The sequence below is a fragment of the Methylobacterium sp. WL1 genome, from assembly GCF_008000895.1.
In the GTDB taxonomy this organism is placed as follows: domain Bacteria; phylum Pseudomonadota; class Alphaproteobacteria; order Rhizobiales; family Beijerinckiaceae; genus Methylobacterium.
Window position 1 is genome coordinate 2,536,464 of sequence record NZ_CP042823.1, and the last position, 26,037, is coordinate 2,562,500.

Annotated in this window: 25 protein-coding genes and 1 other RNA gene (1 of these 26 cut by a window edge); 12 read left to right on the top strand and 14 right to left on the bottom strand. The window is 69.9% G+C overall.

Annotated features, from left to right (window positions below):
• Positions 1–121: 121 nt before the first annotated feature.
• Positions 122–1,024: a tRNA (adenosine(37)-N6)-dimethylallyltransferase MiaA gene (gene miaA / locus FVA80_RS12370; RefSeq protein WP_147907489.1), complete on the bottom strand. Its 903-nt coding sequence runs from the start codon at positions 1,022–1,024 to the stop codon at positions 122–124.
• A 26-nt stretch (positions 1,025–1,050) separates the two neighbouring features.
• Here miaA and serB point away from each other — a divergent pair, with 26 nt between their 5' ends.
• The gene (gene serB / locus FVA80_RS12375; protein ID WP_147907468.1) at positions 1,051–1,944 is read left to right on the top strand and encodes a phosphoserine phosphatase SerB; all 894 of its coding nucleotides are present in this window, start codon (positions 1,051–1,053) and stop codon (positions 1,942–1,944) included.
• A 70-nt stretch (positions 1,945–2,014) separates the two neighbouring features.
• On the opposite strand, the gene FVA80_RS30510 is transcribed toward serB, so the two are convergent.
• From FVA80_RS30510 to FVA80_RS12405, 7 genes are all read right to left on the bottom strand, one after another.
• Positions 2,015–2,179 carry a hypothetical protein gene (locus FVA80_RS30510; protein WP_187193659.1) on the bottom strand — a complete coding sequence of 55 codons (165 nt, stop codon included), beginning with the start codon at positions 2,177–2,179 and terminating at the stop codon, positions 2,015–2,017.
• A gap of 183 nt (positions 2,180–2,362) precedes the next feature.
• Positions 2,363–3,913, bottom strand: coding sequence for a Do family serine endopeptidase (locus FVA80_RS12380; protein WP_187193716.1), 1,551 nt, complete (start codon positions 3,911–3,913; stop codon positions 2,363–2,365).
• A gap of 107 nt (positions 3,914–4,020) precedes the next feature.
• Positions 4,021–4,974: a protease modulator HflC gene (gene hflC / locus FVA80_RS12385; protein ID WP_147857461.1), complete on the bottom strand. Its 954-nt coding sequence runs from the start codon at positions 4,972–4,974 to the stop codon at positions 4,021–4,023.
• Entirely contained in the window at positions 4,971–6,164 is a 1,194-nt protein-coding gene (hflK, locus tag FVA80_RS12390; RefSeq protein ID WP_147907469.1) for an FtsH protease activity modulator HflK, read from the bottom strand. The genes hflC and hflK overlap by 4 nt, the downstream gene beginning before the upstream one ends.
• A gap of 292 nt (positions 6,165–6,456) precedes the next feature.
• Positions 6,457–6,948 (bottom strand): dihydrofolate reductase, encoded by a 492-nt coding sequence (locus FVA80_RS12395; RefSeq protein ID WP_147907470.1) that lies wholly within the window; start codon positions 6,946–6,948, stop codon positions 6,457–6,459.
• Positions 6,945–7,739 (bottom strand): thymidylate synthase, encoded by a 795-nt coding sequence (locus FVA80_RS12400; RefSeq protein WP_147907471.1) that lies wholly within the window; start codon positions 7,737–7,739, stop codon positions 6,945–6,947. The genes FVA80_RS12395 and FVA80_RS12400 overlap by 4 nt, the downstream gene beginning before the upstream one ends.
• 92 nt (positions 7,740–7,831) lie before the next feature.
• Positions 7,832–8,605, bottom strand: a complete 774-nt coding sequence (locus FVA80_RS12405; protein WP_246692384.1) for a CPBP family intramembrane glutamic endopeptidase — start codon at positions 8,603–8,605, stop codon at positions 7,832–7,834.
• 63 nt (positions 8,606–8,668) lie between these two features.
• On the opposite strand from FVA80_RS12405, the gene ssrA reads away from it, so the two are divergent.
• From ssrA to FVA80_RS12420, 3 genes are all read left to right on the top strand, one after another.
• Positions 8,669–9,050, top strand: a transfer-messenger RNA (tmRNA) gene (ssrA, locus tag FVA80_RS12410).
• A 66-nt stretch (positions 9,051–9,116) separates the two neighbouring features.
• Positions 9,117–9,731, top strand: a complete 615-nt coding sequence (locus FVA80_RS12415; RefSeq protein WP_147907472.1) for a ClpXP protease specificity-enhancing factor SspB — start codon at positions 9,117–9,119, stop codon at positions 9,729–9,731.
• Positions 9,732–9,768: 37 nt separating this feature from the next.
• Positions 9,769–9,954 carry a hypothetical protein gene (locus FVA80_RS12420; protein WP_147907473.1) on the top strand — a complete coding sequence of 62 codons (186 nt, stop codon included), beginning with the start codon at positions 9,769–9,771 and terminating at the stop codon, positions 9,952–9,954.
• A gap of 287 nt (positions 9,955–10,241) precedes the next feature.
• Here the strand turns inward: FVA80_RS12420 and FVA80_RS12425 are convergent, their stop codons facing one another.
• Both FVA80_RS12425 and FVA80_RS12430 read right to left on the bottom strand, forming a co-directional pair.
• A complete protein-coding gene (locus FVA80_RS12425; protein ID WP_147907474.1) occupies positions 10,242–10,478 on the bottom strand; it encodes a hypothetical protein in 237 nt (78 codons plus the stop codon).
• A gap of 61 nt (positions 10,479–10,539) precedes the next feature.
• Positions 10,540–11,946, bottom strand: coding sequence for a cytochrome P450 (locus FVA80_RS12430; RefSeq protein ID WP_147907475.1), 1,407 nt, complete (start codon positions 11,944–11,946; stop codon positions 10,540–10,542).
• 121 nt (positions 11,947–12,067) lie between these two features.
• Between FVA80_RS12430 and fumC the strand changes: the two genes are divergently transcribed.
• From fumC to FVA80_RS12450, 4 genes are all read left to right on the top strand, one after another.
• Entirely contained in the window at positions 12,068–13,483 is a 1,416-nt protein-coding gene (gene fumC, locus FVA80_RS12435) for a class II fumarate hydratase (RefSeq protein WP_147907476.1), read from the top strand.
• Positions 13,484–13,591: 108 nt separating this feature from the next.
• Positions 13,592–13,795 (top strand): DUF4169 family protein, encoded by a 204-nt coding sequence (locus tag FVA80_RS12440; protein WP_147907477.1) that lies wholly within the window; start codon positions 13,592–13,594, stop codon positions 13,793–13,795.
• A gap of 25 nt (positions 13,796–13,820) precedes the next feature.
• Positions 13,821–14,051: a ribbon-helix-helix domain-containing protein gene (locus tag FVA80_RS12445; RefSeq protein WP_147907478.1), complete on the top strand. Its 231-nt coding sequence runs from the start codon at positions 13,821–13,823 to the stop codon at positions 14,049–14,051.
• An 81-nt stretch (positions 14,052–14,132) separates the two neighbouring features.
• Positions 14,133–14,750, top strand: a complete 618-nt coding sequence (locus FVA80_RS12450; RefSeq protein WP_147907479.1) for a ParB-like protein — start codon at positions 14,133–14,135, stop codon at positions 14,748–14,750.
• A 146-nt stretch (positions 14,751–14,896) separates the two neighbouring features.
• Here FVA80_RS12450 and queE read toward each other — a convergent pair whose 3' ends face one another.
• Positions 14,897–15,529 (bottom strand): 7-carboxy-7-deazaguanine synthase, encoded by a 633-nt coding sequence (gene queE / locus FVA80_RS12455; protein ID WP_147907480.1) that lies wholly within the window; start codon positions 15,527–15,529, stop codon positions 14,897–14,899.
• A gap of 254 nt (positions 15,530–15,783) precedes the next feature.
• Here queE and FVA80_RS12460 point away from each other — a divergent pair, with 254 nt between their 5' ends.
• The 4 genes from FVA80_RS12460 to nth all read left to right on the top strand — a co-directional run bounded on the left by FVA80_RS12460 (position 15,784) and on the right by nth (position 19,835).
• Positions 15,784–17,301: a D-alanyl-D-alanine carboxypeptidase family protein gene (locus FVA80_RS12460; RefSeq protein WP_147907481.1), complete on the top strand. Its 1,518-nt coding sequence runs from the start codon at positions 15,784–15,786 to the stop codon at positions 17,299–17,301.
• Between the two features lie 64 nt (positions 17,302–17,365).
• Complete coding sequence (locus FVA80_RS12465; RefSeq protein ID WP_147907482.1) at positions 17,366–18,454, top strand: GTP-binding protein; 1,089 nt, start codon at positions 17,366–17,368, stop codon at positions 18,452–18,454.
• A gap of 103 nt (positions 18,455–18,557) precedes the next feature.
• On the top strand, positions 18,558–19,070 hold the full coding sequence (locus FVA80_RS12470) for a hypothetical protein (RefSeq protein WP_147907483.1): 513 nt from the start codon (positions 18,558–18,560) through the stop codon (positions 19,068–19,070).
• Between the two features lie 159 nt (positions 19,071–19,229).
• Positions 19,230–19,835: an endonuclease III gene (gene nth, locus FVA80_RS12475; protein ID WP_246692385.1), complete on the top strand. Its 606-nt coding sequence runs from the start codon at positions 19,230–19,232 to the stop codon at positions 19,833–19,835.
• A gap of 9 nt (positions 19,836–19,844) precedes the next feature.
• Here nth and FVA80_RS12480 read toward each other — a convergent pair whose 3' ends face one another.
• The 3 genes from FVA80_RS12480 to FVA80_RS12490 all read right to left on the bottom strand — a co-directional run.
• Positions 19,845–20,162, bottom strand: a complete 318-nt coding sequence (locus FVA80_RS12480) for an HPr family phosphocarrier protein (RefSeq protein ID WP_147907485.1) — start codon at positions 20,160–20,162, stop codon at positions 19,845–19,847.
• Between the two features lie 429 nt (positions 20,163–20,591).
• Positions 20,592–25,046 carry a translocation/assembly module TamB domain-containing protein gene (locus FVA80_RS12485; RefSeq protein ID WP_246692386.1) on the bottom strand — a complete coding sequence of 1,485 codons (4,455 nt, stop codon included), beginning with the start codon at positions 25,044–25,046 and terminating at the stop codon, positions 20,592–20,594.
• On the bottom strand, positions 25,047–26,037 hold the 3' portion of the coding sequence (locus FVA80_RS12490) for a BamA/TamA family outer membrane protein (RefSeq protein WP_147907493.1). Its footprint extends 953 nt past the window's final position; the window shows 991 of its 1,944 coding nt (coding positions 954–1,944); its start codon lies off the right edge, out of view; it ends in the stop codon at positions 25,047–25,049.

The window sequence follows — 26,037 nt, forward strand, 5'->3', positions numbered from 1 at the left end:
TTCCCGATTTTTCGCGGGATGGGAAGGGCGTGCGGGAAAGGCGCGTGCATGTCACTGATCGAGGACGGATCCCCGGACATCCGAGCCCGTCAGGACGCGGGAGCGCAGCGCATCGTATTCGTCACAGTTCAGCTGCCGCATCCGGGTCCAGCCAGCGCCATCCAGTCCCCATCTGGTGACGGAACCATGTGACCTGCCGCTTGGCGTAGGCCCGCGTGTCGGCCTGGCCCCGGGCGATCGCGGCCTCAAGATCCAATGCCCCGTCGAGATGGGCGATCAGTCCCGGCACACCGTGAGCGCGCATCACCGGAAGCATGGGATCGAGCTTGCGGGCGCGCAGGCGAGAAACCTCGTCCAGGGCTCCTTCGGCGACCATCGTGCGGAAGCGGGCGTCGATACGGGTGCGCAGGACCGTGCGGTCAGGCGCCAGAAAAAGCCTCTCGAGGCTTTGGCCGGCCAGCGGCCCAGGCACGGGGTCGCCGTAAAAACTGGCGATTGGGCGGCCGGTGGCCAAAAAGATCTCCAGGGCACGCATCACCCGCATCCGGTCGCTCGGGCGCAGGCGCATCGCGCCGTCGGGGTCATGACGGGCGAGATCGGCGTGCAGGGCCTCGGTCGGGCGGCCCTCGGCCTCGCTGCGCACCTGCATGCGTACCGCCTCCGGCACCGGTGGCAACTCCGAAAACCCCTGTTCCAGGGCCCGAAAATACAGGCCGGTGCCGCCGACGAAGATCGGCAGCCGGCCGTCGAGCGTCGCCAGGAGGGCGGCGGCATCCCGGGAGAACTGCCCCGCCGAGTAGTTCACGGCCCCGTCGACATGGCCGTAGAGCCGGTGGGGCACCCGCGCCTCCTCGTCGGGGGCGGGCCGGGCGGTGAGCCGGCGCAGGTCGCCGTAGACCTGCATGGAATCGGTGTTGATCACGACGCCGCCGTGGCGCTGCGCCAGCCGGGCGGCCAGCGCTGACTTGCCCGACGCGGTAGGCCCTGCGATGAGGATCGCCGCCGGGCGCCCCCCGGCCTCCATCCGGTCTGGCAAGGCGAAACTCCACGATGCTGGTCGCGGTCCTGATAGCAAACCCGGCTCGGCCGTCCATCACCGACGCGGTGCTGGCTGAGGCGCGCGCCGTGCTCGGGACGGAGCATCCGCCGCGGATCCTGCACGGAGATGTCGCCGCCGAGATCCTGGTGCCGGGCGATCCCACCGACGCCGGTGCCCTCACGGAGCGGCTGCGGATCGCGCTCTCCGGCGAGCCGATCGACCTCGCCGTGCTGCCGGCCGATGCGCATCGGCGCAAGCGCCTGTTCCTGGCCGACATGGATTCGACCATGATCGAGCAGGAATGCATCGACGAGCTCGCCGGAACGCTGGGCCTCAAGGATCATGTCGCGGCGATCACCGAGCGGGCGATGCGGGGCGAGATCGCGTTCGAGCCGGCTTTGCGCGAGCGCGTGGCGCTCCTGAAGAACATCCCGGTCGCCGCGGTGGACGGGCTGATCACCGAGCAACTCAGCCTCACCCCGGGCGGGACGACGCTGGTGCGTACGATGCGCGCGCACGGTGCCCGGACCTGCCTGGTCTCGGGGGGCTTCACCCTGTTCACCGGGCCGATCGCCAAGATGATCGGGTTCGAGGAGCACCGGGCCAACGTGCTCGGCGTCGCGGACGAGCGGCTCACCGGGGTGGTGGTGGATCCGATCGTCGGCAAGGCCGAGAAGCGCGCGGCGCTCATCGAGTTGCGCGATGGCCTCGGGCTCAGCCCCGCCGAGACCCTGGCGGTCGGTGACGGCGCCAACGACCTCGACATGCTGGACGAGGCCGGCCTCGGTGTGGCCTTCCGGGCCAAGCCTGCGGTCGCGGCCGCCGCCCGGGTCCGGATCGAGCGCGGCGACCTCACCGCGCTGCTGTACCTGCAGGGCTTCGCGGTGGCCGAGTTCGTGGTTTGACGGGTTCGTGAATGCGGATGCCGTCGAGCATGACGATGGCACACGGCCGGGCTTGGCCCTGAAGGCCTGTCTAACCCAAAATCCGGCGCACCATCTCGCTCTTTGCGGAAGTGATTGCGCCTTCGGTCGTACCGATGTCTGACTTTATCTTGAGGCTGAGAGCCTCGATGCCGGCCTGAACGTCGCGGATGTCGCTTTTGGTGATGAGCTTTTCATCGACCCGCGCATCCGCCAAGCGCTTGGCCTACTCGAGTGGCCCCTTCGCTTCTCGCGCAGTGCGCAGGCTAACGCGACCTGGGACCGAGCGGGAAAGCGCCGCGGAGTGAGTCTCCATGAGCCATTGAGCCTAGCCGCAAAAATGAAGGCCGCCGCATCCTTCCGGAGCGACGGCCTTCAAGCTCACTCGGTCAGATATGGCTTACTCGAGCCCGATCGCCACGAAGCGCACATCGCCGGTGGCGCTCGCAACCAACAGCAGGACGGACTTGCGGCCGTCTTTCTTCAAGGCGTCGACCCGCTTGGACACCTCGGCGGGCGTGCTGACCGCCTCCTGGCCGACCTCGACGATGACTTCGCCGGGCTGGATACGCTTGTCGGCGGCCGTCGAGTTCGGATCGACGCGCGTGACGACCACGCCCTTCACGGTGTCCTTGATGGAGTACTTCTTGCGCAACTCATCGGTGATGCCGGAGAGGTTCAGCCCCAGAGCCTGACGGGTCGTGCTCTCGGCTTCGGGCTGGCGCAGGTTGGCGAGCTGCGGCTTGTCGGTGTCCTCGAGCCGGCCGAGCGTGACCGGCTTGGTCAGCTCCTCGCCCTTGCGGACCACGACCACGTCGACCTTTTGCCCCACGGGCGTCGACGCAACGATCCGGGGCAGGTCGGCCGACGCCTTCACCGGGGCGCCGTTGAACTTCAGGATGACGTCGCCGACGTCGATTCCAGCGGTCTTGGCCGGACCCTTCTCGTCGACGCCGGCCACCAGGGCGCCACGCGCGCCGCCCTTCAGGTTGAGCGCCTCCGCGGTGGCGTCGTCGACATTCTGGATGCGAACGCCGAGCCAGCCGCGGCGGACCTCGCCGAAGTCGCGCAACTGGTCGATCACGGGCTTGGCCGTATCCGACGGCACCGCGAAGCCAATGCCCACCGAGCCGCCGGTGGGCGACAGGATCGCCGTGTTGATGCCGATCACCTCGCCGTCCATGTTGAACAGCGGGCCGCCGGAATTGCCCTTGTTGATGGCCGCGTCAGTCTGAATGTAGTTGTCGTAGGGACCGGACTCGATGTTCCGGCCGCGCGCCGAGACGATGCCGGCCGAGACCGAGCCGCCGAGGCCGAACGGGTTGCCGATGGCGATTACCCAGTCGCCCGGGCGCATCGTGTCGGACTTGCCGAACGGGACTGCCTTCAGCGGGCGCTCGGCAGTGGGCTTCACCCGCAGCACCGCCAGGTCGATCTTCGAGTCCTTGCCGATGATCTCGGCCTTCAGCTTGGTGCCGTCGTGCAGGATCACCTGGATGTCGTTGGCGTCGCCGATGACGTGATTGTTGGTCACCACGATGCCGGACGTGTCGATGATGAAGCCGGAGCCAAGGGAGTTCGACTTGCGCTGCTGGCGCGGCGAGTCGTTGTCGCCCCGCTCGCCACCCTTGTCACCGCCCTTGCCGCCGCGGCGGTTGAAGAACTCCTCGAACAGGTCCTCGAAGGGCGTGCCCGGCGGCAGCTGCGGCATGGTGCGGCTGCTGCGCGCATCGACCGTGGTAGAGGCGGAGATGTTGACCACCGCGTCGGTGACCTGATCGGCAAGGTCGGCCAGCGAGGCCGGGCCCTTGGCGAAGGCCGTGACCGGAAGGGACGCCGTCGCGAACGAGGCGCCGACCAGGATCGCCGCCATGAACGAGCGGGTGCGGGAACGGGGCTGCGCCTGCGCGCGGCCGAAGGACGCCCGGGGGGCGCTCACGACGGGGTGCATAGTCGACCTCTTCAAGAACGCGTTTCCGGTTTCGCGGGCCGCCGACCGGAATCGGCCGCCCGCGCATTTTCTTGCATCGTAGTCTGCTGGCGCCGGGGCGCCAGCGGTCAGCGCGTCGCGCCCGTCGAAGCGGTCGGGTCCGTGGGCCCGCGCGGCGTGCGCGGTGCCGAAGCCGTCGCCCGGCCCTGCGGGTCGCTGAAGTAGCGGAAGAAGTCCGAGCTGGGGCTGATCACCAGTCGCGTGTCGGAGCCCTTCAGACCAGTCTCGTAGGCCTGCATCGAGCGGTAGAAGCTGAAGAAGTCCGGGTCCTTGCCGAATGCCTCTGCGAGGATCCGGTTCTTGTCGGCGTCGCCCTGGCCGCGCAGTTGCTCGGACTTTTGCGTCGCTTCGGCGAGGATCACGGTGACCTCGCGGTCGGCCTTGGCGCGGATCGTGGCGGCGCTCTGGTCGCCGTTGGCGCGGATGTCGGCGGCCTCGCGCTCACGCTCGGTCTTCATCCGCTTGTAGACGGCAGCCGAGTTCTGCGCGGGCAGGTCCACCCGGGTCATGCGCAGGTCGACGATCTCGATGCCCAGCGCCTTGGCCTGCCGATTCACGTCCTCTTGGATCTGGTGCATCAGCTGGCCGCGCTCGGTCTTGACGATAGCGTCGCGGGTCGAGCGAGCGAGCACGTTGCGCAGGCCGGAATTGGTGAAGCTGGCGAGCCGCTGGTTGGCGAGCCCGATATTGCCCACCGCCTGGTAGAAGCGCAGCGGATCCAGGATGCGGTAGCGCGCGAAGGCGTCCACCTCGAGGTTCTGCCGGTCGGCGGTGAGCACCGTCTGCACCGGCAGGTCGAGGTCGAGCACGCGCTTGTCGAAGATCACGACGTTCTCGACGAACGGCACTTTGAAGTAGAGGCCGGGCTTTTCCTCGCCGGTAGCGTTGAGCACCGCGCGGACGCGGCCGAATTGCAGGACGAGGGCCTGCTGCATCTGGCCGACGGTGAAGATCGAGGCATAGAGCCCGATTGCGACGATCGCCGCGATGGCGATCAGGCCGGTGCGGAGAGCCTGTTTCATCGGGCGGCTCCCGTGGTGGCCGGGGACTGGGCGCGGGCCCCGAACTCGGTGAGGGGCAGCACCGGCAGGACGCCTGCCGCGGCGCCCGAGCCCGGCTGTGCGCCGTTCTGGTCGATGATCACCTTGTTCACGGAGCCCAGGACCTTCTCCATCGTCTCCAGGAAGAGCCGCTCGCGGCTGATGGCCGGGGCGGCCTTGTAGGAGGCGTAAACCTCGCTGAAGCGCGCGGCCTGGCCGGTTGCGTCGGCCGTCGCCTTCGTCCGGTAGGCCTCGGCCTGCTGGAAGATCTGCGACGCCCGGCCCCTTGCCTGCGGCACTTCGCGGCTGGCGTAGGTCTTGGCTTCGTTTTGTGCCGTGTCGGCGTCCTGCTGGGCGGCGTTCACGTCGATGAAGGCCGGCCGGACTTCCGGCGGCGGGTTCACCGAGACGAGCTGCACCACTTCGATCCGCACCCCGGCGCCGTACTCGTCCAGCGCCTTCTGGACCATCTCCTTCACCTCCTGAGCGATGCTCGACTGCTCGTTGGTCAGGATCGCCTGGATGTTGCGGCGGCCGATCACCTCACGCATCGCGCTCTCGGAGATCGCCTTGATGGTGCCCTCGGGATTCTGGAGGTTGAACACGAAGTCGGAGGCCTTGAGCGGGTTGATCCGCCACTGCACCTCGAAGTCGAGATCGACGATGTTCTCGTCGCCGGTGAGGATCAGGCTCTCGTCCGGCACGTCGCGGTTGCGGCCCTGGCTGCCGGGCCCGGCGCGGAATCCGATCTGGATCGAGTTCTGGGAACCGACATCCGGCTTGACCACGCCGCCGATCGGATAGGGGAAATTGTAGCGCAGGCCCTCGCCCTTGGTGCCGACGTAGCGGCCGAAGATCGTCTCGATGCCGACCTGGCGCGGGTAGACGGTGTAGAAGCCGGTGGCGAGCCAGACCGCAACCGCGAGCCCCGCGATCACCACGGCGCTGCGGCCGCCGCCGATGCCGCTCGGGCCTCCGCCGCCATAGCCGTTGTTGCTGTTGCCGCCGCCCGGGATCAGGCCGCGCAGGCGGTCCTGCCCGCGCCGGAGCAGGTCCTCAAGGTTGGGCGGGGTCTTGCCGCCGCCGCCGTTACCCCACGGGCCGCCGCCGTTGCCGCCAGGCCGACCCCACGGGCCGCCGCCGCCACCGCCGCTCTGATTGCTCCAAAGCATCCTAGCCGTCGTCTCCTGCCTGCCCGCACCCGGTCCGCACACTGAGCGTGCTCCCCGGACCGCGTCTCCCTGCCTGAACGGCCACGCTCGCCCACCTCATCCCGCCCACCGGCCCGTTCGTGGGACGGGTAGGTCGGTTTGTTGGCTAAACGCCTGCGCGGGCGGCTCTTCTCACGAGGCCCGGAGCCCCATGAGATCGCACGCCCGACAGGCACCTGCGGGTGTGCGCCCCATGCTGTCAAGGCTGGCAGGTGGGCACGCACAGGCCGGAACACAACCGCGGCGGCGCGCCTCAGCGGATACGCGCCCAATCGACGTACGCGAAGGCGTGCTCGTCGCGCGGGCCGGCCAGGTGCGCCTCGCGAAACGTCTCGCGGAACGCGGTGCGATCGAAGGCGGGGAAGCGCACGTCGCCCTCCGGCTCGGCCTCGACCTCCGTCAGGTGGAGCGTGTCGGCGTGGGGCAGGGCCAGAGCGTAGATCTCCGCCCCGCCCACGACCATGAGCTCCGGCGCAGCCGCGGCCTCCGCGGCGGCATCCCAATCGTGGACCACCTCGGTGCCCTCGGCGCGGAAGCTGCGATCCCTGGTGAGCACCAGGGTGCGGCGGCCCGGAAGCGGACGGCCGATCGAGGCCCAGGTCCGTCGGCCCATCAGCATCGGCTTGCCCATGGTCAGGGCCTTGAACCGCTTCAGGTCGCTGGACAGCTGCCAGGCGAGCCCGTTGTCGCGGCCGATCACGCCGTTGCGGGCGATCGCGGCGACCAGCGAGATGGTCGTGCTCATACCGCCACCGGGGCCGAGATGGCCGGGTGCGGGTCGTAGTTCTCGATGGCGATGTCTTCGTACCGGAAGGCGAACAGGTCGCGGACCTCCGGGTTGAGCCGCACCTGCGGCAGTGGGCGTGGCGCCCGGTCCAGCAGGATCCGGGTCTGCTCCATGTGGTTCCGGTAGAGATGCGCGTCGCCGAAGGTGTGGACGAAGTCGCCGACCCCGAGTCCGGTCACCTGGGCGATCATGTGGGTCAGGAGCGCGTAGCTGGCGATGTTGAACGGCACGCCCAGGAAGGCGTCGGCCGAGCGCTGGTAGAGCTGGCAGGAGAGGCGACCGTCGCTCACGTAGAACTGGAACAGGCAGTGGCAGGGGGCCAAGGCCATCCGGTCGAGGTCGGCAGGGTTCCAAGCCGAGACGATCAGGCGGCGGGAATCGGGATTGCGTCGGATCTCCTCAAGCACCCAGGCGATCTGGTCGACGCTGCCGCCGTCGGGCTTGGCCCAGGAGCGCCATTGCCGGCCGTAGACCGGGCCGAGGTCGCCGTGCTCGTCGGCCCACTCGTCCCATATGGTCACGCCGTTGGCCCGCAGGGCGGCCACGTTGGTGTCGCCGGTCAGAAACCAGAGCAACTCGTGGATGATCGAGCGCAGGTGCAGCCGCTTCGTGGTGACCAGCGGGAAGCCTGCGGACAGATCGAAGCGCATCTGGTGGCCGAACACCGAGATCGTCCCGGTGCCGGTGCGGTCGTCCTTGGCCACGCCCTCGTCGAGGATGCGCCGCAACAGGTTGTGATAGGCGTCCATCCCGTATTCCTGCGCGTGTGCGGCGCCGCCGGCAAGCGCGCGGCCCGCCTATCCACCGTCATCGCCGGACCCGGTCCGCCCTTGTCACGCGCTCAGGTCGGCCAAAGCACGTAGGTCACCAAAGCGAGGTTCGACCAGCCGTGGAGCGCGATGCCCGGCCAGAGCCGGCCGGTGCGCCAGCGCAGCCAGCCGAGCACCAGCGCGAGCGGCAGCAGCGAGACCGGCCGGGCGAGCCCCCAGGACGAGACATGGGCCGCCGCGAAGATCACGGCCGTGATCAGCACCGCCCCCAAAGGCCCCAGGGCGTCCCGGGCGCGGGCGAAGGCCTCCCCGCGCAGCAGCAGCTCCTCGGCAACGGGCGCCAGCACCGCGAGATAGAGCAACCAGGCCGCGACCGCGCTCTGGCTCATGAACGGCGACAGTCGCACCCGCTGGCCGAAGCTCGCGCCGAATAATTCGGCGGTGCCTGTGACCCAGGCGATGTGCAGCACCGGCCAGACCAGGAGGAGCGCCAGCAGCGCGACCGGCCGCATCCCGTTCGGGCGCTCGCGGTCGAGGGCGAGGCGTCGGCGCCAGCCGGCGGGGTCGCGCCACCAGGCGCCGCCTAGAACCAGGGCGGCGAGGTAGATTTGGCGCAGGGCATCGACCGCGAACGCGCGGTGGGCGAGTTCCACGGCGCCGAGGAACGGTCGGCGCTCGGTCGGCAGGAACGGATCGATCCCCGCCCACAGGTCGAACCCGATCCGGACGGTCACCAGGGAGAGCAGGCTCGCGGCGCCGAGATAGACGATCACGAGGCCGACCAGCAGTGCGAGCCGCCAGATCACCCCCCAGATCCGGTCGAGCATGGGCGCGGGACGGCTCAACTGCGCACTTCCGGCAACAGCCTGGTCAAGAGGTTCGCCCTGAGACAGTGGCGCGACACGATCGGGCTTCAAAACCGGACCGATCCCCTCTATATCTTGGGAGCCGGTCGCGAGGCCGGCTATGGCGATAAACGATCTTCGCAATAAACCGATCGGACCCGGGGGCGGTACCCGGCGCCTCCACCTGAGCCCAGGACCGATGGCCGCAAGGCCGACGGAGTTGGACTGGTCTTAGGCGGGGGCGAAGCAGGTTCGACGAAGGCGTAAAGGTTGATCTTTCGTTCGGTATGGTTCCGCCGTTATCGGGCCTTTGCAAGAGTCGCCAACGACACTTTTGCTTCGGTGGCGGTGGCCGCGTAAGCGGTTTCCAAGATCGGTCTAAAGTCCTCGCGGTTCGCATCGTGGAGGCGGGGTATGAAGGCGCCCGGCACCAGAAGCCGTCACTCATTTCCTCGGTCCGGCCATCCGCGGCGGGGCGCCGGGCGCAGACCGGGCTAGAGCGCGACCGCAGATGGCAGACGACCTGATTCGCTACGATCTCCTGGTGCAGGACGCCCTCCGCGGCGTCGTCCGCAAGGTGCTGACCGATGCCGCCCGGGACGGGCTGATGGGCGACCATCACTTCTACGTCTCGTTCCGGACTGAGGCGCCCGGCGTGCGGATGTCGCAGGCCCTGCGCGAGAAATACCCGCAGGACATGACCATCGTCCTGCAGCACCAATTCTGGGACCTCAGCGTCCATGAGCACACGTTCGAGGTCGGCCTGTCCTTCTCGGGCGTGCCGGAGCGGCTGCTGGTGCCGTTCGACGCCTTGTCGGGCTTCTTCGACCCCTCCGTGCAGTTCGGCCTGAAGTTCGATCTCAGCGAGGCCGGCGAGGCGCCCGAAGAGGCCAACGCCACCCAGGCCAAGACCGGCCCGCGCGGGGCCGGCTCCGAGCCGACCGAGGTCCGGCCCAAGGGGTCTGGGCTCGCCACGATCGGTTCGGCCGCTCCGAAGGGCCTGCCGGCCCCCGCCGCGCAAGGCGACAAGCCCGACGAGAAGGCCCCCCGCCCCGCCGCCAAGAAGGACGGTGAAGAGGGCAGCGCCGAGGTCGTGAGCCTGGACGCGTTCCGGAAGAAGAGCTGAACTCACCGGGCCGAATCGAGGGCTCGGGGATTCACCGGTGGACGAGACTTTTGCGGAGCCCCTCTTGTCGGCGGCGGAGCGCAAGAATCGTGCGAAACGCTTCGATGAGGGCTTCAAGCCCGTCGCGACCATCTTCGAAAATACGGCGCTCCTCACGCTCGGAACGACGTTCATCAGTCCGCTGGTTCAGCATCCCGCAGATGTCTTCGTCAATAGCGGCTAAGCTTTCCTGCTCGCGTCTCCCATCCGACATTTGATCTGGCGGATCGCGATCCGGTTGTTCCTGCGCCCAGACGCGTAGCAGGATGCCCCAGAGCTACGCCTTTCAAATCCTAACGATCGCCGTCGCCATGTCGACGCTTGGTCCTGGGGGGCTCTTCGTGGCTGCGCGCATCTATGATCGCAACACACGCCGGCTTGAGGCACGCTGGGGCGATTGAAGCATACGCCCAAAAATCAGTCCGATATGGCGAAGCACTCGGGCCAGTCCGTCTCCTTACCAGGCAGTCATCACAGCCGAACAGTTTGACGATAGCCGCACCCGGGCCCGAAGAATGCGGCTCCGGCGACCGTGCCGGCAAAGCCGATGGAGAGCAGAATAAGCATGCGATCCCGACCGACTTTCAGAGTCTCGGCCTGAAGTTTCGAACGCTCCGCTACGAATTTCTTCATCTTGGCTTTGGACCGCAGGACGCGAGCGACCTGCCCGGCGTAGTCCAGCGTAGCGAGTGCTGCTGTGTTGGACATCGGGAGGGCTCGCTCCGGCCGACCCAGAAGGTGCGAACTGCCGGGTACCCCGGCAACCCATTCAACGCCGCAGCTCGGCCTCCATCCGCAGGCCGTGCTCAGGCCGCAGCGTCACCCGGTGGAGTGGGCTGACCGGCGGGTGGTCCGCCGGCAGGTGGAAGCGCACCGCCCGGACCACGTGGGCCAGCACGATCACGGCTTCCTGGATGGAGAAGCTCTGGCCGATGCAGACCCGCGGGCCGGCCCCGAATGGCAGGTAGGCGAAGCGCGGGATCACGTCGCGGTTCTCAGGTAGGAAGCGCTCCGGGATGAACGCCTCCGGATCCTGCCACAGCGTCTGATGGCGGTGGAGTACCCAGGGCGCCACCATCACGAGCGAGCCGCGCGGGATCTTGATCCGGCCGAGCCGGTCGTCCCGGGTTGCCTGCCGGCTGAGGAACGGCACAGGCGGGAACAGGCGCATCGCCTCCTCGATCACCGCCCGCGTGTAGGGCAGCTGCTCCACGGCGAAATCGTCCGCGCCCGCCGCGTCGACCTCGGCCTCCACCCGAGCCTGCGCGGCGGGATCCTGCGACAGGCAGTAGACTGCCCAGGTCAGCGAATTGGCCGTGGTCTCGTGGCCGGCCGCAATGAAGGTGACGATGTTGGCCTTCACGGCGAGGTCCGAAAGGCCGTTACCGGTCTCGGGATCCTGCGCGGCGAGCAGGAGGGTAAGCAGGTCGCGGGGGGCCTCGTCCCGCCCCATCAGAACCTTGCGCCCGGCGATGAGCTCGTCGACCACCTCGGCGAAGAAGCGCCCGGCCGGCCGTGCCCGCAGGCGGCCGATGCGCGGCACGAAGTCGGGCACGCCGAACACGTCGAGCGGATCGATCGGCCCGACCGCCTCGAGGAACCGGGTGATGGCGCGCCCCAGCGCGTCCGGATCGCCCGGCAGGCCTTGCGTGAAGATCGTCCGCTCCAGCACGTCGAGGGTGACGCGGGTCATCTCCAGCGCCACGTCGACGGGCTTGCCGCCCCGGCGGGCGAGGCGGCGCCCCAGTTTGGCCCCGGCCGCGTTCATCGCGTCATAGAAGCCCTGCACCGTGCGGGCGTTGAAGATTGGGGCAAGCGTCCGGCGCTGGAGCCGCCACTCGTCGCCCTCGGCGCTCAGAAGCCCGTTGCCCAGGCCCGGCGCCAGCACCCGGCGCTGCAGATCGTCCTTGCGGTAACCCTCGACATTCTCGACCAGTAGGTAGCGAATCAAAGCCGGGTCGCTCACCACGGTGATCCGGCCCATGGCGCCATCGGCGGCCACGATCGGCTCCTTGAAGTGCACCTCCATCCAAGTCGTGATCGGGTTCTTGCGGGCGGCCCGGAGGAAGTCGAACAGGCCCAGCGGCTCGCGCAGCGGGCGCGGCACGGGCGGGCGGAACCGGGCGGACGTGCCCTCGGCCAGATCGCGGTCGGTTCGGTCGATCGTCGCGCTCATCGGCTCCTTATCCGGCGGGAACAGAGCCCCACTCTTGTCCGGCGCCGGGGAAAACCGGCATCGCGATTCATCCGCGCCTCATTTAAGTAGGCACCGCACTGCACCAAACGTAGAGGCCACGATGTCGCCCACCGAGACCGGAACCGCCACCCGCACCGAGTCCGACACCTTCGGGCCGATCGAGGTCCCGGCCCACCGGTACTGGGGCGCGCAGACGCAGCGCTCGATCCAGAACTTCAAGATCGGGACCGAGCGCATGCCGGCCCCGCTGGTCCACGCCCTGGGCCTTGTGAAGCAGGCCGCCGCGCTGGTGAACAAGGACCTCGGCGCCCTGGAGCCGAAGCTCGCCGACGCCATCGCGGCGTCCGCCGCCGAGGTGGTGGCCGGCCGATACGACGCGGAATTCCCGCTCGTGGTCTGGCAGACCGGCTCGGGCACCCAGTCCAACATGAACGCCAACGAGGTCATCGCAAGCCTCGCCAACGAGGCCCTGGGGGGCCAGCGCGGCGGCAAGACGCCGATCCACCCGAACGATCATGTCAACCGCGGCCAATCCTCGAACGACACCTTCCCGACCGCCATGCACATCGCCGTGGCCCGGGAGATCAGTGGCCGGCTGATGCCGGCGCTCACGCACCTGCACACGGCGCTCGACGCCAAGGCGCAGGCGTTCGCATCGATCGTGAAGATCGGCCGGACCCACCTGCAGGACGCGACCCCGGTTTCCCTCGGCCAGGAATTCTCAGGCTACGCCGCCCAGGTGGCGCTCGGTGGCTCGCGCGTCGCCGCGACGTTGCCCGGCGTGCTGGCGCTCGCCCAGGGCGGCACCGCGGTCGGAACCGGCCTCAACGCGCATCCCGACTTCGCGGAGAAATTCGCCGCTCAGGTCGCGGCGCTGACCGGCTTGGAATTCACCAGCGCCGACAACAAGTTCGAGGCGCTGGCGACCCACGACGCGCTGGTGTTCACCCAGGGCGCGCTGTCGGCGCTGGCTGCCGGCTTGTTCAAGATCGCCCAGGACATCCGCCTGCTCGGCTCCGGCCCGCGCTCCGGCCTCGGCGAGCTGTCGCTGCCCGAGAACGAGCCCGGCTCCTCGATCATGCCCGGCAAGGTCAACCCCACGCAGTGCGAGGCGCTGACCATGGTCTGCTGCCAGGTCGTCGGCAACGCCACCACGGTGAGCTTCGCCGGCTCGCAGGGCAATTTCGAGCTGAACGTGTTCAAGCCGGTGATCGCCAACGCGGTGCTGCAATCGATCCGGTTGCTGGCCGACGCCGCGGTGAGCTTCACCGACAATTGCGTGGTCGGAATCAAGGCCAACGAGGACAAGATCGCCGACCTGATGAGCCGCTCGCTCATGCTGGTGACCGCCCTCGCCCCGTCGATCGGCTACGACAAGGCCGCCGAGATCGCCAAGACCGCGCACAAGAACGGCACCACCCTCAAGGAGGAGGCGTTGCGTCTCGCCTACGTCACCGAGGCGGAGTTCGAGCGCGTCGTTCGGCCGGAGACGATGCTGGCCCCCAGCGCCGATTGAGTCGCTGACACATCCCGGACCCCACAAGGTCCGGGACCTCGTGGGGTCCGGGACGGAGCCCCGGTGACTTGGGGCCCCTGCCCCCAACCGAGAACTGGGAGGCGATCCGTGGCCGAGATCATCAACCTGCGCCAGGTCCGCAAAGCCAAGGCCCGCGCGGCTGAGGATGCCAAGGCCGAGGAGAACCGGATCGCCTTCGGGCGGCCGAAGAAGGCCAAGACCCTGCAGCAGCGGCGCAAGGCCCTCGAGATCGACCGCCACGAGGGCCACCGGCTCGAGCGCGCGGAGCCGGATCCGGACGCGACCGCATGACTGCCCCGTTCGTGACCGACCCGGCGTGAGCGCGGGCATCAGCAAGCGCTCCGTGGTGATCGCCGGGCACCGCACCAGCGTATCCCTGGAGGATCCGTTCTGGGCGGCGTTGCGGGAGGTTGCGGAGGCGCGCGGCCAGTCGGTCCAGGCGCTCGTCGGGACGATCGATGCCGGGCGCGGCGGCCAGAACCTGTCCTCGGCGATCAGGGTGTTCGTGCTGGACGCTGTGCGCGCCAGACCGCTCGGCAAATCGTGAGCGTGATCCAGCCGCGTCGCACTTCCGCTGCACGACCGTCTGTGTGATCTGCGCGACAGAACAACGCAGAAAGCCCAGGTCATGCCCGTCCGCGAGCCGCTTCTGAAGCCGATCCCGATCGCCGATTTGCGCCCGACGCAGATGACGGTGGGCTACCGGGAGGTCGAGGAGAAGCGGCGGCGCTGGCGCAGCTACGACGGCGACAAGAAGAAGGCGTTCCTCGGGGCGCACCTGATTCCGACCGTGCTCGGCCCGAAGAAGCGCCACTACGTGGTGGACCACCACCATCTCTCCCGGGCGCTGCAGGAAGAGGGCGTCGAGAGCGTGCTGGTCACGGTGCTGGCCGACCTGCATCACCTGGAGAAGGATGCGTTCTGGACGGTCTGCGACCACAAATCCTGGGTCTACCCCTACGACGCCGCGGGCGTCCGCCAAGATTTCAAGGTTATCCCGAAGGCGATCGGGGACCTCGTCGACGATCCGTTCCGCAGCCTCGCAGGCGAGCTGCGCCGGGCGGGCGGCTTCGCCAAGGACACGACGCCGTTCAGTGAGTTCCTGTGGGCGGACTTTTTACGCCGCAACATCAAGGAGAAGCGCATCGAGGCCGACTTCTCCGAGGCGCTGGAGAAGGCGATGGCGCTGGCCAAGTCCAAGGACGCCGGCTACCTGCCCGGCTGGTGCGGCCCCTCGGAGGGGTGATGCGTTGAGCGCAGCCCGGATCGCGCCGCATGGGGCGTCGGCCACAGCGCCACTCCTCTTGGTATCGGCTCGGGAAGGGAGATCATGGCCCTGTTCAGCCAAGGCAGGCCCGACGGTCGGCGTGGCGAACGGCGCGTCCGGCCTCCCTACGGTATCCCGATGATTTTGTGCGTCTGCAAGGACAGGCGCCAGCGGGCGTCCTGACGGCAATACGCGATGGCGGCCTGGGTGCTGGCGCGCTGCTCCGGGCCGTCCATCGGCTGCAGGAAGCGATGCCGGAAGGCGAGGCCGACGAAATCCGCTGGGTCGGCGTCGGCCTGGGGATAGACGAGCTTCAATTCGTGCCCGGTCTTTTGCGCCAGAAGATTGGCACCCTTGGGGCTGACGCAGATCCAGTCGATGCCCGGGGGGGCGGGCAGCGTGCCGTTGGTCTCGATGGCGATCTCGAAACCTTCGGCGTGCACGGCCTCGATCAGGGGCGTGTCGAGCTGGAGCAGCGGCTCGCCGCCGGTGAACACGACGTAGCGGCTCTCCGGCCCCCCGGACCAGGTCCGCGCGATGGCGCCGGCCAGCGCCGCCGCGTCGGCGAAGCGTCCGCCGCCCTCCCCGTCCAGCCCGACGAAGTCGGTGTCGCAGAACCGGCAGGCCGCGGCTGCGCGATCCGCCTCCCGACCCGACCACAGATTGCAGCCGGCGAATCGGCAGAACACCGCGGCGCGTCCCGCCTGGGCGCCCTCCCCCTGCAGGGTGTGGAAGATTTCCTTGACCGCGTAAGCCACCGCTGTTCCCGAACTCTTCTCGCCTCACCGCCATCCCGCACATAAGCGGCGGATGGCCCGCGGACCACTGGCCGCCGGGCCAGGCAGACCCGCGGTCGCGTCTCGCCTTGCTCTTGCCACGGTAGCGACGTTCATGCCGTGATGCAGCACGACGATCGCCTCCAGCGGTCCGGGCCGCGAGAATCCCGGCCTGCCGGCCGGACGTCCGGTGCCTCGGCGCCGACCCTGGCGATCCTCTGACGAGTCGGGCTCGAATGTCCTCTTCTCTCCTCCGGCGCGTAACCGTCGGACTCGCGGCGTTGACGGGTCTTCTCGGCACGAGCCTGATCGGGATCCAGGCCGCCAATGCGGTCACTGCCCCGATCCTCGTGGTCGATGTCGATTCCGGCAAAGTGATCTACGCCCAGGCGCCGACCGATCCCTGGTACCCGGCCTCGATCACCAAGCTGATGACCACCTACGTCGCCCTGGATCTGGTGCGGCAGGGCAAGGTCTCACTCGACTCGATGGTCACGATCTCGGCGGCGGCGGCCTCCGAGCCGCCCTCCAAGATGGGCTTCAAGCCGGGCACGCAGCTGACCCTCGACAACGCCCTCAAGATCATCATGGTCAAGTCGGCCAACGACGTGGCCTACGCCATCGGCGAGACGCTCGGCGGCTCGGTCGAAGGCTTCGCCGACCAGATGAACGAGACCGCGCAGCGGATCGGCATGCGCGACAGCCGCTGGACCAATCCCAACGGCCTGCCCGACCCGCGCCAGTGGACCTCGGCCCGCGACATGGCGGTGTTGGCCCGGGCGCTGATCCGCGACTTCCCGGATTCCCACGACTTGTTCTCGATCTCGGCGATCCAGTTCGGCCGCGCCGTCATGGCGAACCACAACGGCTTGCTCGGCCGCTATCCCGGCGCCGACGGCATGAAGACCGGCTTCATCTGCTCGGGCGGCTTCAACGTGGTGGCGACCGCCTCGCGCAACGGCCGCCGGGTCATCACCATCGTGATGGGCCAGCCGAGCCCCCGCGAGCGCGACGTGAAGGCTGCCGACCTGTTCGACTACGCCTTCACCCAGAGCGCCGGCTGGACCAGCCCGACCCTCGATGCCTTGCCGGCCTCCGCGCTCGGCGCGCCGCCGGACATCCGCCCCTACGTCTGCGGCGGCAAGAAGCCCCCCGCGATCGACGACGGCGCCGGCGCGGTCAGCGCTCCGGGCTCGGCGGCGCAGCTCATCGGCGGTTCCGCAGCCAATTCCCCCGCCCTCGCCATGGCGGCCTTCTCCAGCCCGGCCTTGCGCGCCCGGACGCTGCCGCCGCGGGCACCGCTCCAGCCGATCGCGGTCTGGGTCGGCCGCAACCCGGCGGAGGGCCAGCAGATCCTGGAGGCCCAGGAGAACGCCCAGAAATCCGCAGCCGCCAACACGCGCGCCGCCAAGCTGGAAGCCGCCAAGGCCAAGCGCGAGGCCGCGCTGCAGGCCGCCAAGCAGGCCCGTGAGACCCGGCTGGAGCAGGCCAAGGCGGCGAGCGCCGCCAAGGCCGCGGCCAAGCCGGCCTCGAAGGTCGCCGCGAAGCCGGCCCACGGCCTGCCGCGCAACGCCAGCGCCTACACGTCCGTCGAGACACCGGGCATGCCGGAGGCCAAGCCCGGCAAGGGCCTCTCGAAGCCCGCCGCCAAGTCCCCCGCCAAGCCCGCAGCCCAGCGGTCGTCGGCCAAGCCCGAGGCCCGGAAGGCCGAGGTGAAGAAGCCTCAGGGCAAGAAGGCCGCCGCCGAGGAGTAGCGGCAGCCCGGCATCGCACGCCGACGCGTTGCCTCCGGACCCGAAAAACCCCATCTCGGCGGCCATGTCATCGACCGCCTCGCCCGTCTCGGATCCGCGCCGCCCGGAGCCCATCCCACTCACCGTGCTCACCGGCTTCCTGGGAGCCGGCAAGACCACGCTGCTGAACCGGCTGCTGCGCGATCCGGCACTCGCCGACACGGTGGTGATCGTCAACGAGTTCGGCGAGATCGGGCTCGACCATCTGCTGATTGAGTCCATCGACGAGGACATGGTCCTGCTCGGCGCCGGCTGCCTGTGCTGCACGGTGCGGGGCGACCTGATCGCCACCCTCGAGGACCTGCTGCGCAAGCGCGACAACGGCCGGATCACGCCGTTCCGCCGGGTTGTGATCGAGACCACCGGGCTGGCCGACCCGGCGCCGATCCTGCACGCGCTGATCTATCACCCGTACCTGGTGCTGCGGTACCGCCTGCAGGCGGTGGTGACGGTGGTGGATGCGGCGACCGGTGCCGCCTCCCTCGACGCCCACCCGGAGGCCGTCCGGCAGGCCGCGGTGGCGGACCGCATCGTCCTGACCAAGGCGGACCTCGCCGGCGACACCGCCGGGATCCGCGCGCGGCTCGCCGCCCTCAACCCGGCAGCCCCGATCCTGCCCCCGGACGCGCCGGCCGAGGACTTGCTCGGCGGGCTGTTCGGCCTCGACGGCAAGGGCGCCGACGTTCGCGCCTGGCTCGGCGACGCGGCCCTGGAACTTCCGCACCAGGCCGACGTGAACCGCCACGATGCGGCGATCCAGGCCGTGTGCCTGACCAGCGCCGCGCCGGTGCCGCGCCCGGCCTTCGAGATGTTTATGGACCTGCTGCGCTCCGGCCACGGCCCGAAGCTGCTCCGGCTCAAGGGTATCGTGGCGCTGGCCGATGACCCGGAGCACCCGATCGTGGTGCATGGGGTCCAACACGTGTTCCACGCGCCCCTGACCCTGCCGGCCTGGCCCGACCCCGACCACACCTCGCGGCTGGTGCTGATCCTGCGCGACCTCGACCCGGCCTTCGTCCAGCGCCTGTGGGACGCGTTCCTGGGCCGGCCACGGGTGGACGCGCCCGACGCCGCGGCACTCACCGACAACCCGTTGGCAATTCCGGGGGGCTGATCCGCCGGGCGGCACCGTCCTTGAAGCCATCGACCCGAACGGCGCCTTCGGGGCGCCCCCGCGTCCCGAAACGGGACGGTTGGTCGAAGGATCGGAACAGGCGATGGCGCAACGCTTCACCGTGATACAGGGCGGCCTCACCGTGACGGCGGAGCGGGAGCCCGCTTCGGAGCGGCCGCATCCCGGCCTCGCCCTGGCCTGGAGCCGGGACGCGCAGGCTGGCCCCCTCGCGCCGCACGATGCCGCCGAGGTGGTGGATCGTGCGATCCGCACCCGCTTGGCAACTCTCGGTCGTCCGGTCCGCGGTGGCGGCCTCGTCGCGGTGCCGGTTCGGCCTGCGGAACGTGCGCGCCTTACGCGGACGATCCCGGCCGACCGCCTCCTCGGCGTACGGCCCGCTGGCTGGGCGCCCCAGGCCGTTTCCGTACCGGTCTTCGACGATCGCGCTCCGGCCGCCACCGCACCATCCGAGCCCGCGCGGATCGGGTTGGCCGGCCGCCTCACCGCCCGGAGCGGGGTGCTGCGGCTTGCACTGCTGCGCCGTGTCGATGCGATCGCGGTCGGCATGCTCAACTTCAGCGCCGGCCCGGTGGGCTGGCGCCGGGCGCGGGGCTGAGTGGGTCCGTCAATCCGCCGCGTGTCGGTCCGGCCATCGCGACCCTAGCTGGTCCCCATGGCGCGCGACACACTCCACGGCCTCCGGCCCAAACCCCGCCGGACCAAGGGCCCCGCGGCGCCCGCATCCCCCGGAACACCTGAGCGGGTCGAGGCCGTGATGGCGCGCTTCGCCGCGGCCGATCCGGACCCGAAGGCGGGGTTCGACGACACCGATCCGTTCCGGCTTCTGGTCACCGTGCTGCTCTCGGCCCAATCCACCGGCCCAACGGTGGCGCGCATCGCCGACGCGCTGTTCGCCCTGGCCAAGGATCCGGCGGAGATGCGGGCACTGGGCGAGGGGGAGATCACCGACATCATCCGGCCGGTCGGGCTCGGGCCGTCTAAGGCGCGCAACATCGTCAAGCTGTCGGCGACCCTGATCGAGACCTACGGCGGCACGGTTCCGCGCAGCGCGGCCGAGATGCGCCGCTTGCCCGGCATCGGCCGCAAGAGTGCCGAGGTGACGGCGAATTTCGCGTTCCACGAACCGGTGGTCGCGGTGGACACCCATGTGTTCCGGGTCTCGAACCGGATCCCGCTGGCCCCTGGCGGCACGGTGGACGCGGTGGCCGACGGCCTCGCCCTTGCGGTGCCCGAGCGGTTCAAGGACGGCGGCCATGTCTGGCTGTTCCGGCACGGGCGCGACACCTGCACGGCCCGCAAGCCCGCCTGCCCGCGCTGCCCGGTCTCGGACCTGTGCACGTGGCCCGGCCGGGAGACCTGAGCAGGCCTCCTACTCGTCCTCGCCAAACCGGTTGGCCAGCAGGGCCTCGATGGCGTCGAGGCAGGTCTGCGCATCCGGGCCGACCGCCGTAACGGCGATGCGGGTGCCCATGGCGGCGCCCAGCGTCAGCAGGCCCATGATCGACCGCCCGCCAACGGTCTCGCCCGCCCGGGTGACGGTCACCACAGCGTCGAAGCGCTCCACGGTCTGCACGAACTTCGCCGAGGCGCGGGCGTGGAGGCCGCGTCGGTTGATGATCGGCAGCATCCGCAGGAAGCCGCCCTCCGGGACCTCCGGATCGTCATCCGTCTCGAAAAGCTCGTCCATCGCCCTTCGCGTTTCCCACCCGAACCGCGGCTGACCGCGCGGCTTACTTCGACACCTAAGCAGACTTGTCGCGCCCGGCCAACGGATCTTCGCCCGAGGTGTTTGAAGGGGTGTGGGTTTTGAAGGTGAGGGCACACCGTGATGTGGTGGACGGTGATCCGGTCATTGATCGATCAGTCACGCAGGAGAAGCGAACCCGGAGGTCCGCACCCCCCTCCGCCTTTGCGGACTCCGATGTTCCCATATCGGCTTTCAGAGGATGCGACGTGCCGCCTCTTCCGCACGGGAGAAGGGAGCCTCGCTTGGTCCTGCGCACGTATCGCCCAGCTCGATCCGTGGATCCGTCAGCCCGCAAACGGGTGAGGCATTGCGCCCATCATCGACGGCACGCCAGTCGCTTCAAGCGGAGGAGCAAGGAACGCCCCGCTCCTACCACTCGTATTCCGCACCAACACCCAGACTGGTGCGCCCATCGCTCCCCGCCTCGCCCTTCAGCTTGATCCGGCGCGTCACGTCGAAATCGACGCCAACTGCGGTGTCGGCGGGCTTGGCGCCCGCCTTCACACCGACGGAGACGCGGTCCGAAATGTAGCGCGAGGCGCCGAGCGCCGGGCCGCCGCTGGCGCCCGTGGAGACGTCGAGGCTGTCGAGTCCGAGGCTCTTGCGGGCCTGCTCGAACACGTCCGGCCCGGCCGCACCGCCCGAGAGCTGCGCCACGGCCTGCGCGAGCTGGAGTGCCTGGAACGGCGACAGGCCGCCCGCGGCCTTCTTGAACAGCAGGCGCGACAGGATCTCGTCCTGGGGCAGGACCGGATCGGAGGTCAGGCTGAATTGCGGCGCGTCCGCGTAGCCGCTCACCGCAACCCGGGCGGTGACGTCGCCGGCCTTGGTCTCGGCGGCGAAATCGAGTTCCGGCGTGGTCAGGCTGCCCGCGAAGGTCAGGTTGCCGCGGCTGAAATCGAGACGCTGCCCCACCAGTTGGAACACCCCGCGGCGCATGCCGAAGCCACCGACTGCGTTCGGCGCGCGCGACGTGCCGGTGACTCGGAGCGATCCGCCGAGCTCTGCATCGATGCCGCGCCCGCGCACGAAGATCCGGCTTGGCGCCTCGATGCGCACGTCGAGGGTGGCATCGAACGGCACGGCGGGTTTCTTCTGCCGTTTGCCGGGTGTGACGGCCGCCTTGCGGTCCGCCCGCAGCGCCAGCCGCGCCCGGACGTCGGGCGGCGTGTTGACGTGGCGCACGCCCGGCAGGGGCTTCACCGTTGAGGGCAGCCGATCGGGCACGGCCACGTCGATCGACACGATGTCGATCCGGCCGGCGATCCGCGGCGTCCGGGCCAGCGGGCCGGCCAGGGTGAGATCGACGCTCGACACCGCATTCATCAGCGGGCTGGAGACCAGCTCCGCCTTGTCGGCGGTGATATGGAACTGGCCGGGGAAATCCGGCTCTAGGGCGACCCGCCCTGTGACCGAGAGGCGGCCGCCGTTCCGGGCGGACGCCGTCAGGCTCTCGACCACGAGGCTGTCGCCGCGGCCGGTCACGCGCCCGTCGATCGCGGTCAGCCGGATGCCGTTGACCGGGTCGGTGAAACTGCCGCCGCTCAGCACCGCCGAACCCTGGGCCTTGGGCGCCGCCAGGGTGCCGGTGACGCCGCCATCGATGGCGACCCGCCCTGTGACGCTCTGCCCGCCGGTGCTCAGCAGCGTGTTGGCAAGGGACGCGTCCAAGGTGCCGCGGGCGCGCAGGTTCAGCGGGCCTCCGGTCTCAACGGGCAGCGAGCCCGCCACCGTCAGGGCGACGCCGCGCCCGGCCGTGATCCGGCCGTCGAGGCTGGCCTGCCCGTCCGATAGGGCACCCTTGGCGCTGGCATCGACCGGCGGCAGGCCGGCCTGCCGGGTCTGGGGTGCCACAAGCTTGGAGACGGTGAGCGCGTAATGACCCTCCGGGCTCGCCGCGGGGCCGTGGAGGTCCGCATCGCCGTCCACCGTACCGGAGAGGGCGAGGTCGGGCGCGGCGATCCGGGCCAACGACAGGGGCAGCGCGCGGATCGCCACCTTCAGATCGAGATCCCGCCCGGCCCGGCCCGAGACCGTGACCCGGCCCGTGCCCGCCGCGATCGACAATCCGTCGATCACCGCGCCACCGTCGCGCAAGGTCACGGAGGCCGGTCCGGTCAGGGCGAAGCGGTCGCCGCCGCGGGCAGCCGAGAGGCGCTGAATCTCGATGCGGGTGTCGTCGTCCGGCACTACCCGGACTGCGCCGTCGAGGTTGAAGCCACGCGCCTTGGCGGTGAGCGTCACGTCGCTGCCCGTCGGGCTGCCGATCGCGGCGAGCCGGACCGTATCGATCTGTTGGCTGGCGGCAAGGAGCCGGTCGGCGTCCAGGCGTCCGTCGAGGACGGGATGGGCGCGCAGGTCGCGGCCCCTCAGGTCGGCGTCGAGGCGATTGAGGCCATAGGCGCCGTAGCGCAGCGCGGCACCGGTCGCCCGGATCGCGGCATCTTGGCGGCCGCCGTCCCGGGAGAGGGTGACCGTGGCATCGAGCTGGCCGGCCACGGGCTCCGGGGCGAGCGGGGAGATGTCGGCGAGATTGGCCGCCTTCACGGATAGCGTACCGGCCGACAGCCAGGTCTCGGCCGCCACGATGGCGTTGCCCGAGACGGCCACCGAGCCGAGGTTGAGGTCGAGCCGGTCGAGCACCCAGTCGGGCCCCGTCCTCGCCACGTGGGCGCCGCCGCGCAGCGCCTTGCCGGCGACGTCGCCGGACAGCGTCAGCGTACCGTCCGGCGCCAGCAGGGCGTCGGAGACGATGGCTTCGGCCCGCAGGTCGCGGATCGGCTTGCCGTCCGCGGTTGCGGCCGGCGCCGTGACGTTCGCGGCGAGTTGGGGATGCTCGAGGGAGCCGGTCATGCGCGCGTCGATACCGGCGCGCCCGGTCAGGCGTCCGTCTAGGTCGGCGAGGCTCTTGAGGTCGATCCGCCCGGTGACATCCGCGCTGGCCGAGGTCGCCTCGCCCTGCAGGGTCGCGGTCAGGCCCGAGCCCTCCAGGCGCAGATGATCGAATCCGTAGCCGTCATAGGATTGCGACACCCGCCCTTGCAGCGTCGGCGCGCGGCCGAGCGCGCGGGCGGCCGCCGCGATGCCGGTGGCAAGGCCGGCGCTGGTGACGGTCAGGTCTGCCGCCAGCGCCTTCCTGGCCGGGTCGCCGCTGAGGCGCGCCTTGGCATCGACGCTCCCGGCGAGCCCGCGCCCGGCGAGGCCGGAGAACATCGCCAGGTCCGGCAGCGCGGCGTCGAGGGTGCCGGTCAGCGTGTTCTGTCCGACCCGTCCGGCGTAGTTCGCCTTGGCGGTGTCGGATTCGATCCGGAGGCTCGACACGTCGATCACCCCGTCCGGCCCGGAGGCCGCCCGCAGGGTCAGTTGCGCGCGGCTGCCGAGAGCGCGACGCAGGGCCGGGTCCGCCAACCGCAGGCCGTCGATCTTGCCGTCCGCCGTGATGGAAAAATGCTGGGCGGACGGGTCGCCCTGGGGATCGATCCCGAGGCGCGCCTCGATCCGGTCGAGCGCGGAATCCCGGCTGCGGAGGCCGGCCGCCTCGAGGGTACCCCGCACAGTCGGCGCGGCGAGTGGCCCCTTCACGCTGCCGTCGAACACCAACGCGCCGATCTCGGCCTCGCCGGCCTTGGTGACCGCGCCCTCGGTGGGCAGGGCGCGGGCCTGGAGCGTCAGGTCGGCGATCCGGTCTTTGGTCAGGCTGCCGCTGGCAGCCAGCCGCGCGGTCCGCGAGGTCAGCTCCAGCCGGTCGATCCGGAAGGCGCCGCTATCCGCGAAGGCGAAGCCGCCGTCGAGCTTGGTCGTGCCGGCGAAGACCGATGCGGCTGGACCGGGCACGAGGCCCTCGATGCGCGCGGCGAGATCCAGGGCGAGCCGCCGCTCGGCGCCGATTCGGGAGATCTTGGCGCCGCCCTTCGCGCCGATATCCGGGCCGGCGGTGAAATCGAGATGGGCGTTCCAGGCATCCAGCGTGCCGGTGCCCGCGAGGTCGAAGTCGATCGGAGGCGTGCCGGGAACGTTGGCCGCCTTGGATAACAGTCCGCCGGCCGGCTCGACCAGGTTGGCCTTCAGCTCCAAACGGTCGCCCTGCGGCACGTAGACGAGGGACAGCAGGAAGCGTCCGGCCGCGTCGAGACGCTGGGCCCGGGCCTGCAGGTCGAGCCCTTCGCTGGCCGCGCCGAGCCGCGCCTTGCCCTCCGCCGAGAGCCGGGCCGGCTGACCGGCCACGGGCTCGCCCAGCACCAGCTCGGCCAGCTTGAAGCCCTTGATCTCGACCTTCACGGGCAGGTCCGGCAGCAGCTTCCCGTCCGGCTTGGCCTCCGGCGGGGTCGGGCCGGGGATCGGCCGGCGCAGCACGTCGATCCGCCCGATCTCCAGGCTGTCCACCTCGAGCCGGCCCGACAGCAGCGCGAGGCGCCGCCAGACGATCCGGGCCCGGTCGAGCTTCAACCACACGCCGTCGCGATCGCTCACCGCCACGTCGCGGATTGTGGCGTCCGAGGACAGCGCACCGTCCACCGCCCCGATCGCCACGCGCGAGGACGGTGTCGAGAGCGCCCGGGACAGCAAACCGCCGAGCACGGTCTTCTCGCCGTCGTCCGCGCGGGTCGGTGTGATGATCGTCAGCGAGAGGGTGGCGAGGAGGAGAAGGCAGGTCAGCGCGAGCGCGATAGCTTTTTCAACGCCGAGGGGCGCAACGCACGAGAACCGGTTCGGAACGGCTGCGAAGCTTCCCCTTTCCGGCACGGCAGAGGGGACCCGCGCCACGCCCGGTGATGTGTTGGGCCGGATGGCGATCTTGCTCAGTCTCCCGAAAAAACCAGCCATTCAGAACGCCTGCCCCAGGCTGAGATACAGAACGGCCGGGCGGACATGGCCGCCCTTGTAGGGATCGAGCGGGAAGGCGAGATCGGCGCGGATCGGGCCGATGCCGGTGTAGTAGCGCAGCCCGATGCCCACCGATTTCCGGATCTTCTCATCGAAATCCGGCACGGCCGAGGCGAAGGCGGTGCCTGCATCGAAGAACGGCACCACTCCGATCGTGTCGGTGATCTTGATCCGCGCCTCGAGCGACGCCTCCAGCAGGCTGCGGCCGCCGATCGGCAGGTTGAACGGACCGATCGGTCCGAGCGTCCGGTACGGATAGCCCCGCACCGAACCGCCGCCGCCCGCGAAGAACCGGAAATTGTCCGGGATGTCCCCGAGCGGCGCACCCGAAACCGAGCCGAAGCCGATCCGCCCGGCGAGGATGTAGCGGGATTCGTCGTCCAACGAATAGTAGGTCGAGCCCTGCGCCTTCGCGACGACGATCCCGGGCGAGGAGATCGCCCCGGGATAGGCGGCCAGCGACGCGATCGCCCGGAACCCCTTGGTCGGATCGAGCAGGCTGTCGGTGGAATCGTAGGTCACCGAGGCCGGTACGCCGATCAGCCGGTAATTGACCGTGCCGAGCGCGTCCTTCGAGCGACCGGCCTGCGCGTCCAGCCCGATCTGCGCCGAGAAGGTATCCGAGAACCGGTGCCGGATCGCGGCCGAGACCCCGCCGCCATCCACCAGGTAGCTTTGCTGCACCTCGCGCGTGATGAAAGCGTTGGCCAGGAAGTCGTTGCGCGTGCCGCCGAGGGCAGGCTGAACGTAGGTCGCCGACAGGCGCCCGCCCAATCCGTTGGTGCCGATCCCGGCGATCTTGCGCTGGGTCGCGAACGGGTCGTTGCCCAACCCGAGATAGTAGATGTCGGCATCGAGCCGGAACGTCTCACCGCCGCCGAACAGGTTGCGGTTGGCGTAGTAGGCGCGCACGCCGGGGCCATCGACGGTG

Coding starts and splice junctions, on each gene's coding strand:
- miaA (WP_147907489.1), bottom strand. CDS start 1,024: ATGGAGGCCGGGGGGCGCCCGGCGGCGATCCTCATCGCAGGGCCTACC.
- serB (WP_147907468.1), top strand. CDS start 1,051: ATGCTGGTCGCGGTCCTGATAGCAAACCCGGCTCGGCCGTCCATCACC.
- FVA80_RS12380 (WP_187193716.1), bottom strand. CDS start 3,913: ATGCACCCCGTCGTGAGCGCCCCCCGGGCGTCCTTCGGCCGCGCGCAG.
- hflC (WP_147857461.1), bottom strand. CDS start 4,974: ATGAAACAGGCTCTCCGCACCGGCCTGATCGCCATCGCGGCGATCGTC.
- hflK (WP_147907469.1), bottom strand. CDS start 6,164: ATGCTTTGGAGCAATCAGAGCGGCGGTGGCGGCGGCGGCCCGTGGGGT.
- FVA80_RS12395 (WP_147907470.1), bottom strand. CDS start 6,948: ATGAGCACGACCATCTCGCTGGTCGCCGCGATCGCCCGCAACGGCGTG.
- FVA80_RS12400 (WP_147907471.1), bottom strand. CDS start 7,739: ATGGACGCCTATCACAACCTGTTGCGGCGCATCCTCGACGAGGGCGTG.
- FVA80_RS12415 (WP_147907472.1), top strand. CDS start 9,117: ATGGCAGACGACCTGATTCGCTACGATCTCCTGGTGCAGGACGCCCTC.
- FVA80_RS12425 (WP_147907474.1), bottom strand. CDS start 10,478: ATGTCCAACACAGCAGCACTCGCTACGCTGGACTACGCCGGGCAGGTC.
- FVA80_RS12430 (WP_147907475.1), bottom strand. CDS start 11,946: ATGAGCGCGACGATCGACCGAACCGACCGCGATCTGGCCGAGGGCACG.
- fumC (WP_147907476.1), top strand. CDS start 12,068: ATGTCGCCCACCGAGACCGGAACCGCCACCCGCACCGAGTCCGACACC.
- FVA80_RS12450 (WP_147907479.1), top strand. CDS start 14,133: ATGCCCGTCCGCGAGCCGCTTCTGAAGCCGATCCCGATCGCCGATTTG.
- FVA80_RS12460 (WP_147907481.1), top strand. CDS start 15,784: ATGTCCTCTTCTCTCCTCCGGCGCGTAACCGTCGGACTCGCGGCGTTG.
- FVA80_RS12465 (WP_147907482.1), top strand. CDS start 17,366: ATGTCATCGACCGCCTCGCCCGTCTCGGATCCGCGCCGCCCGGAGCCC.
- FVA80_RS12470 (WP_147907483.1), top strand. CDS start 18,558: ATGGCGCAACGCTTCACCGTGATACAGGGCGGCCTCACCGTGACGGCG.
- nth (WP_246692385.1), top strand. CDS start 19,230: ATGGCGCGCTTCGCCGCGGCCGATCCGGACCCGAAGGCGGGGTTCGAC.
- FVA80_RS12480 (WP_147907485.1), bottom strand. CDS start 20,162: ATGGACGAGCTTTTCGAGACGGATGACGATCCGGAGGTCCCGGAGGGC.
- FVA80_RS12485 (WP_246692386.1), bottom strand. CDS start 25,046: ATGGCTGGTTTTTTCGGGAGACTGAGCAAGATCGCCATCCGGCCCAAC.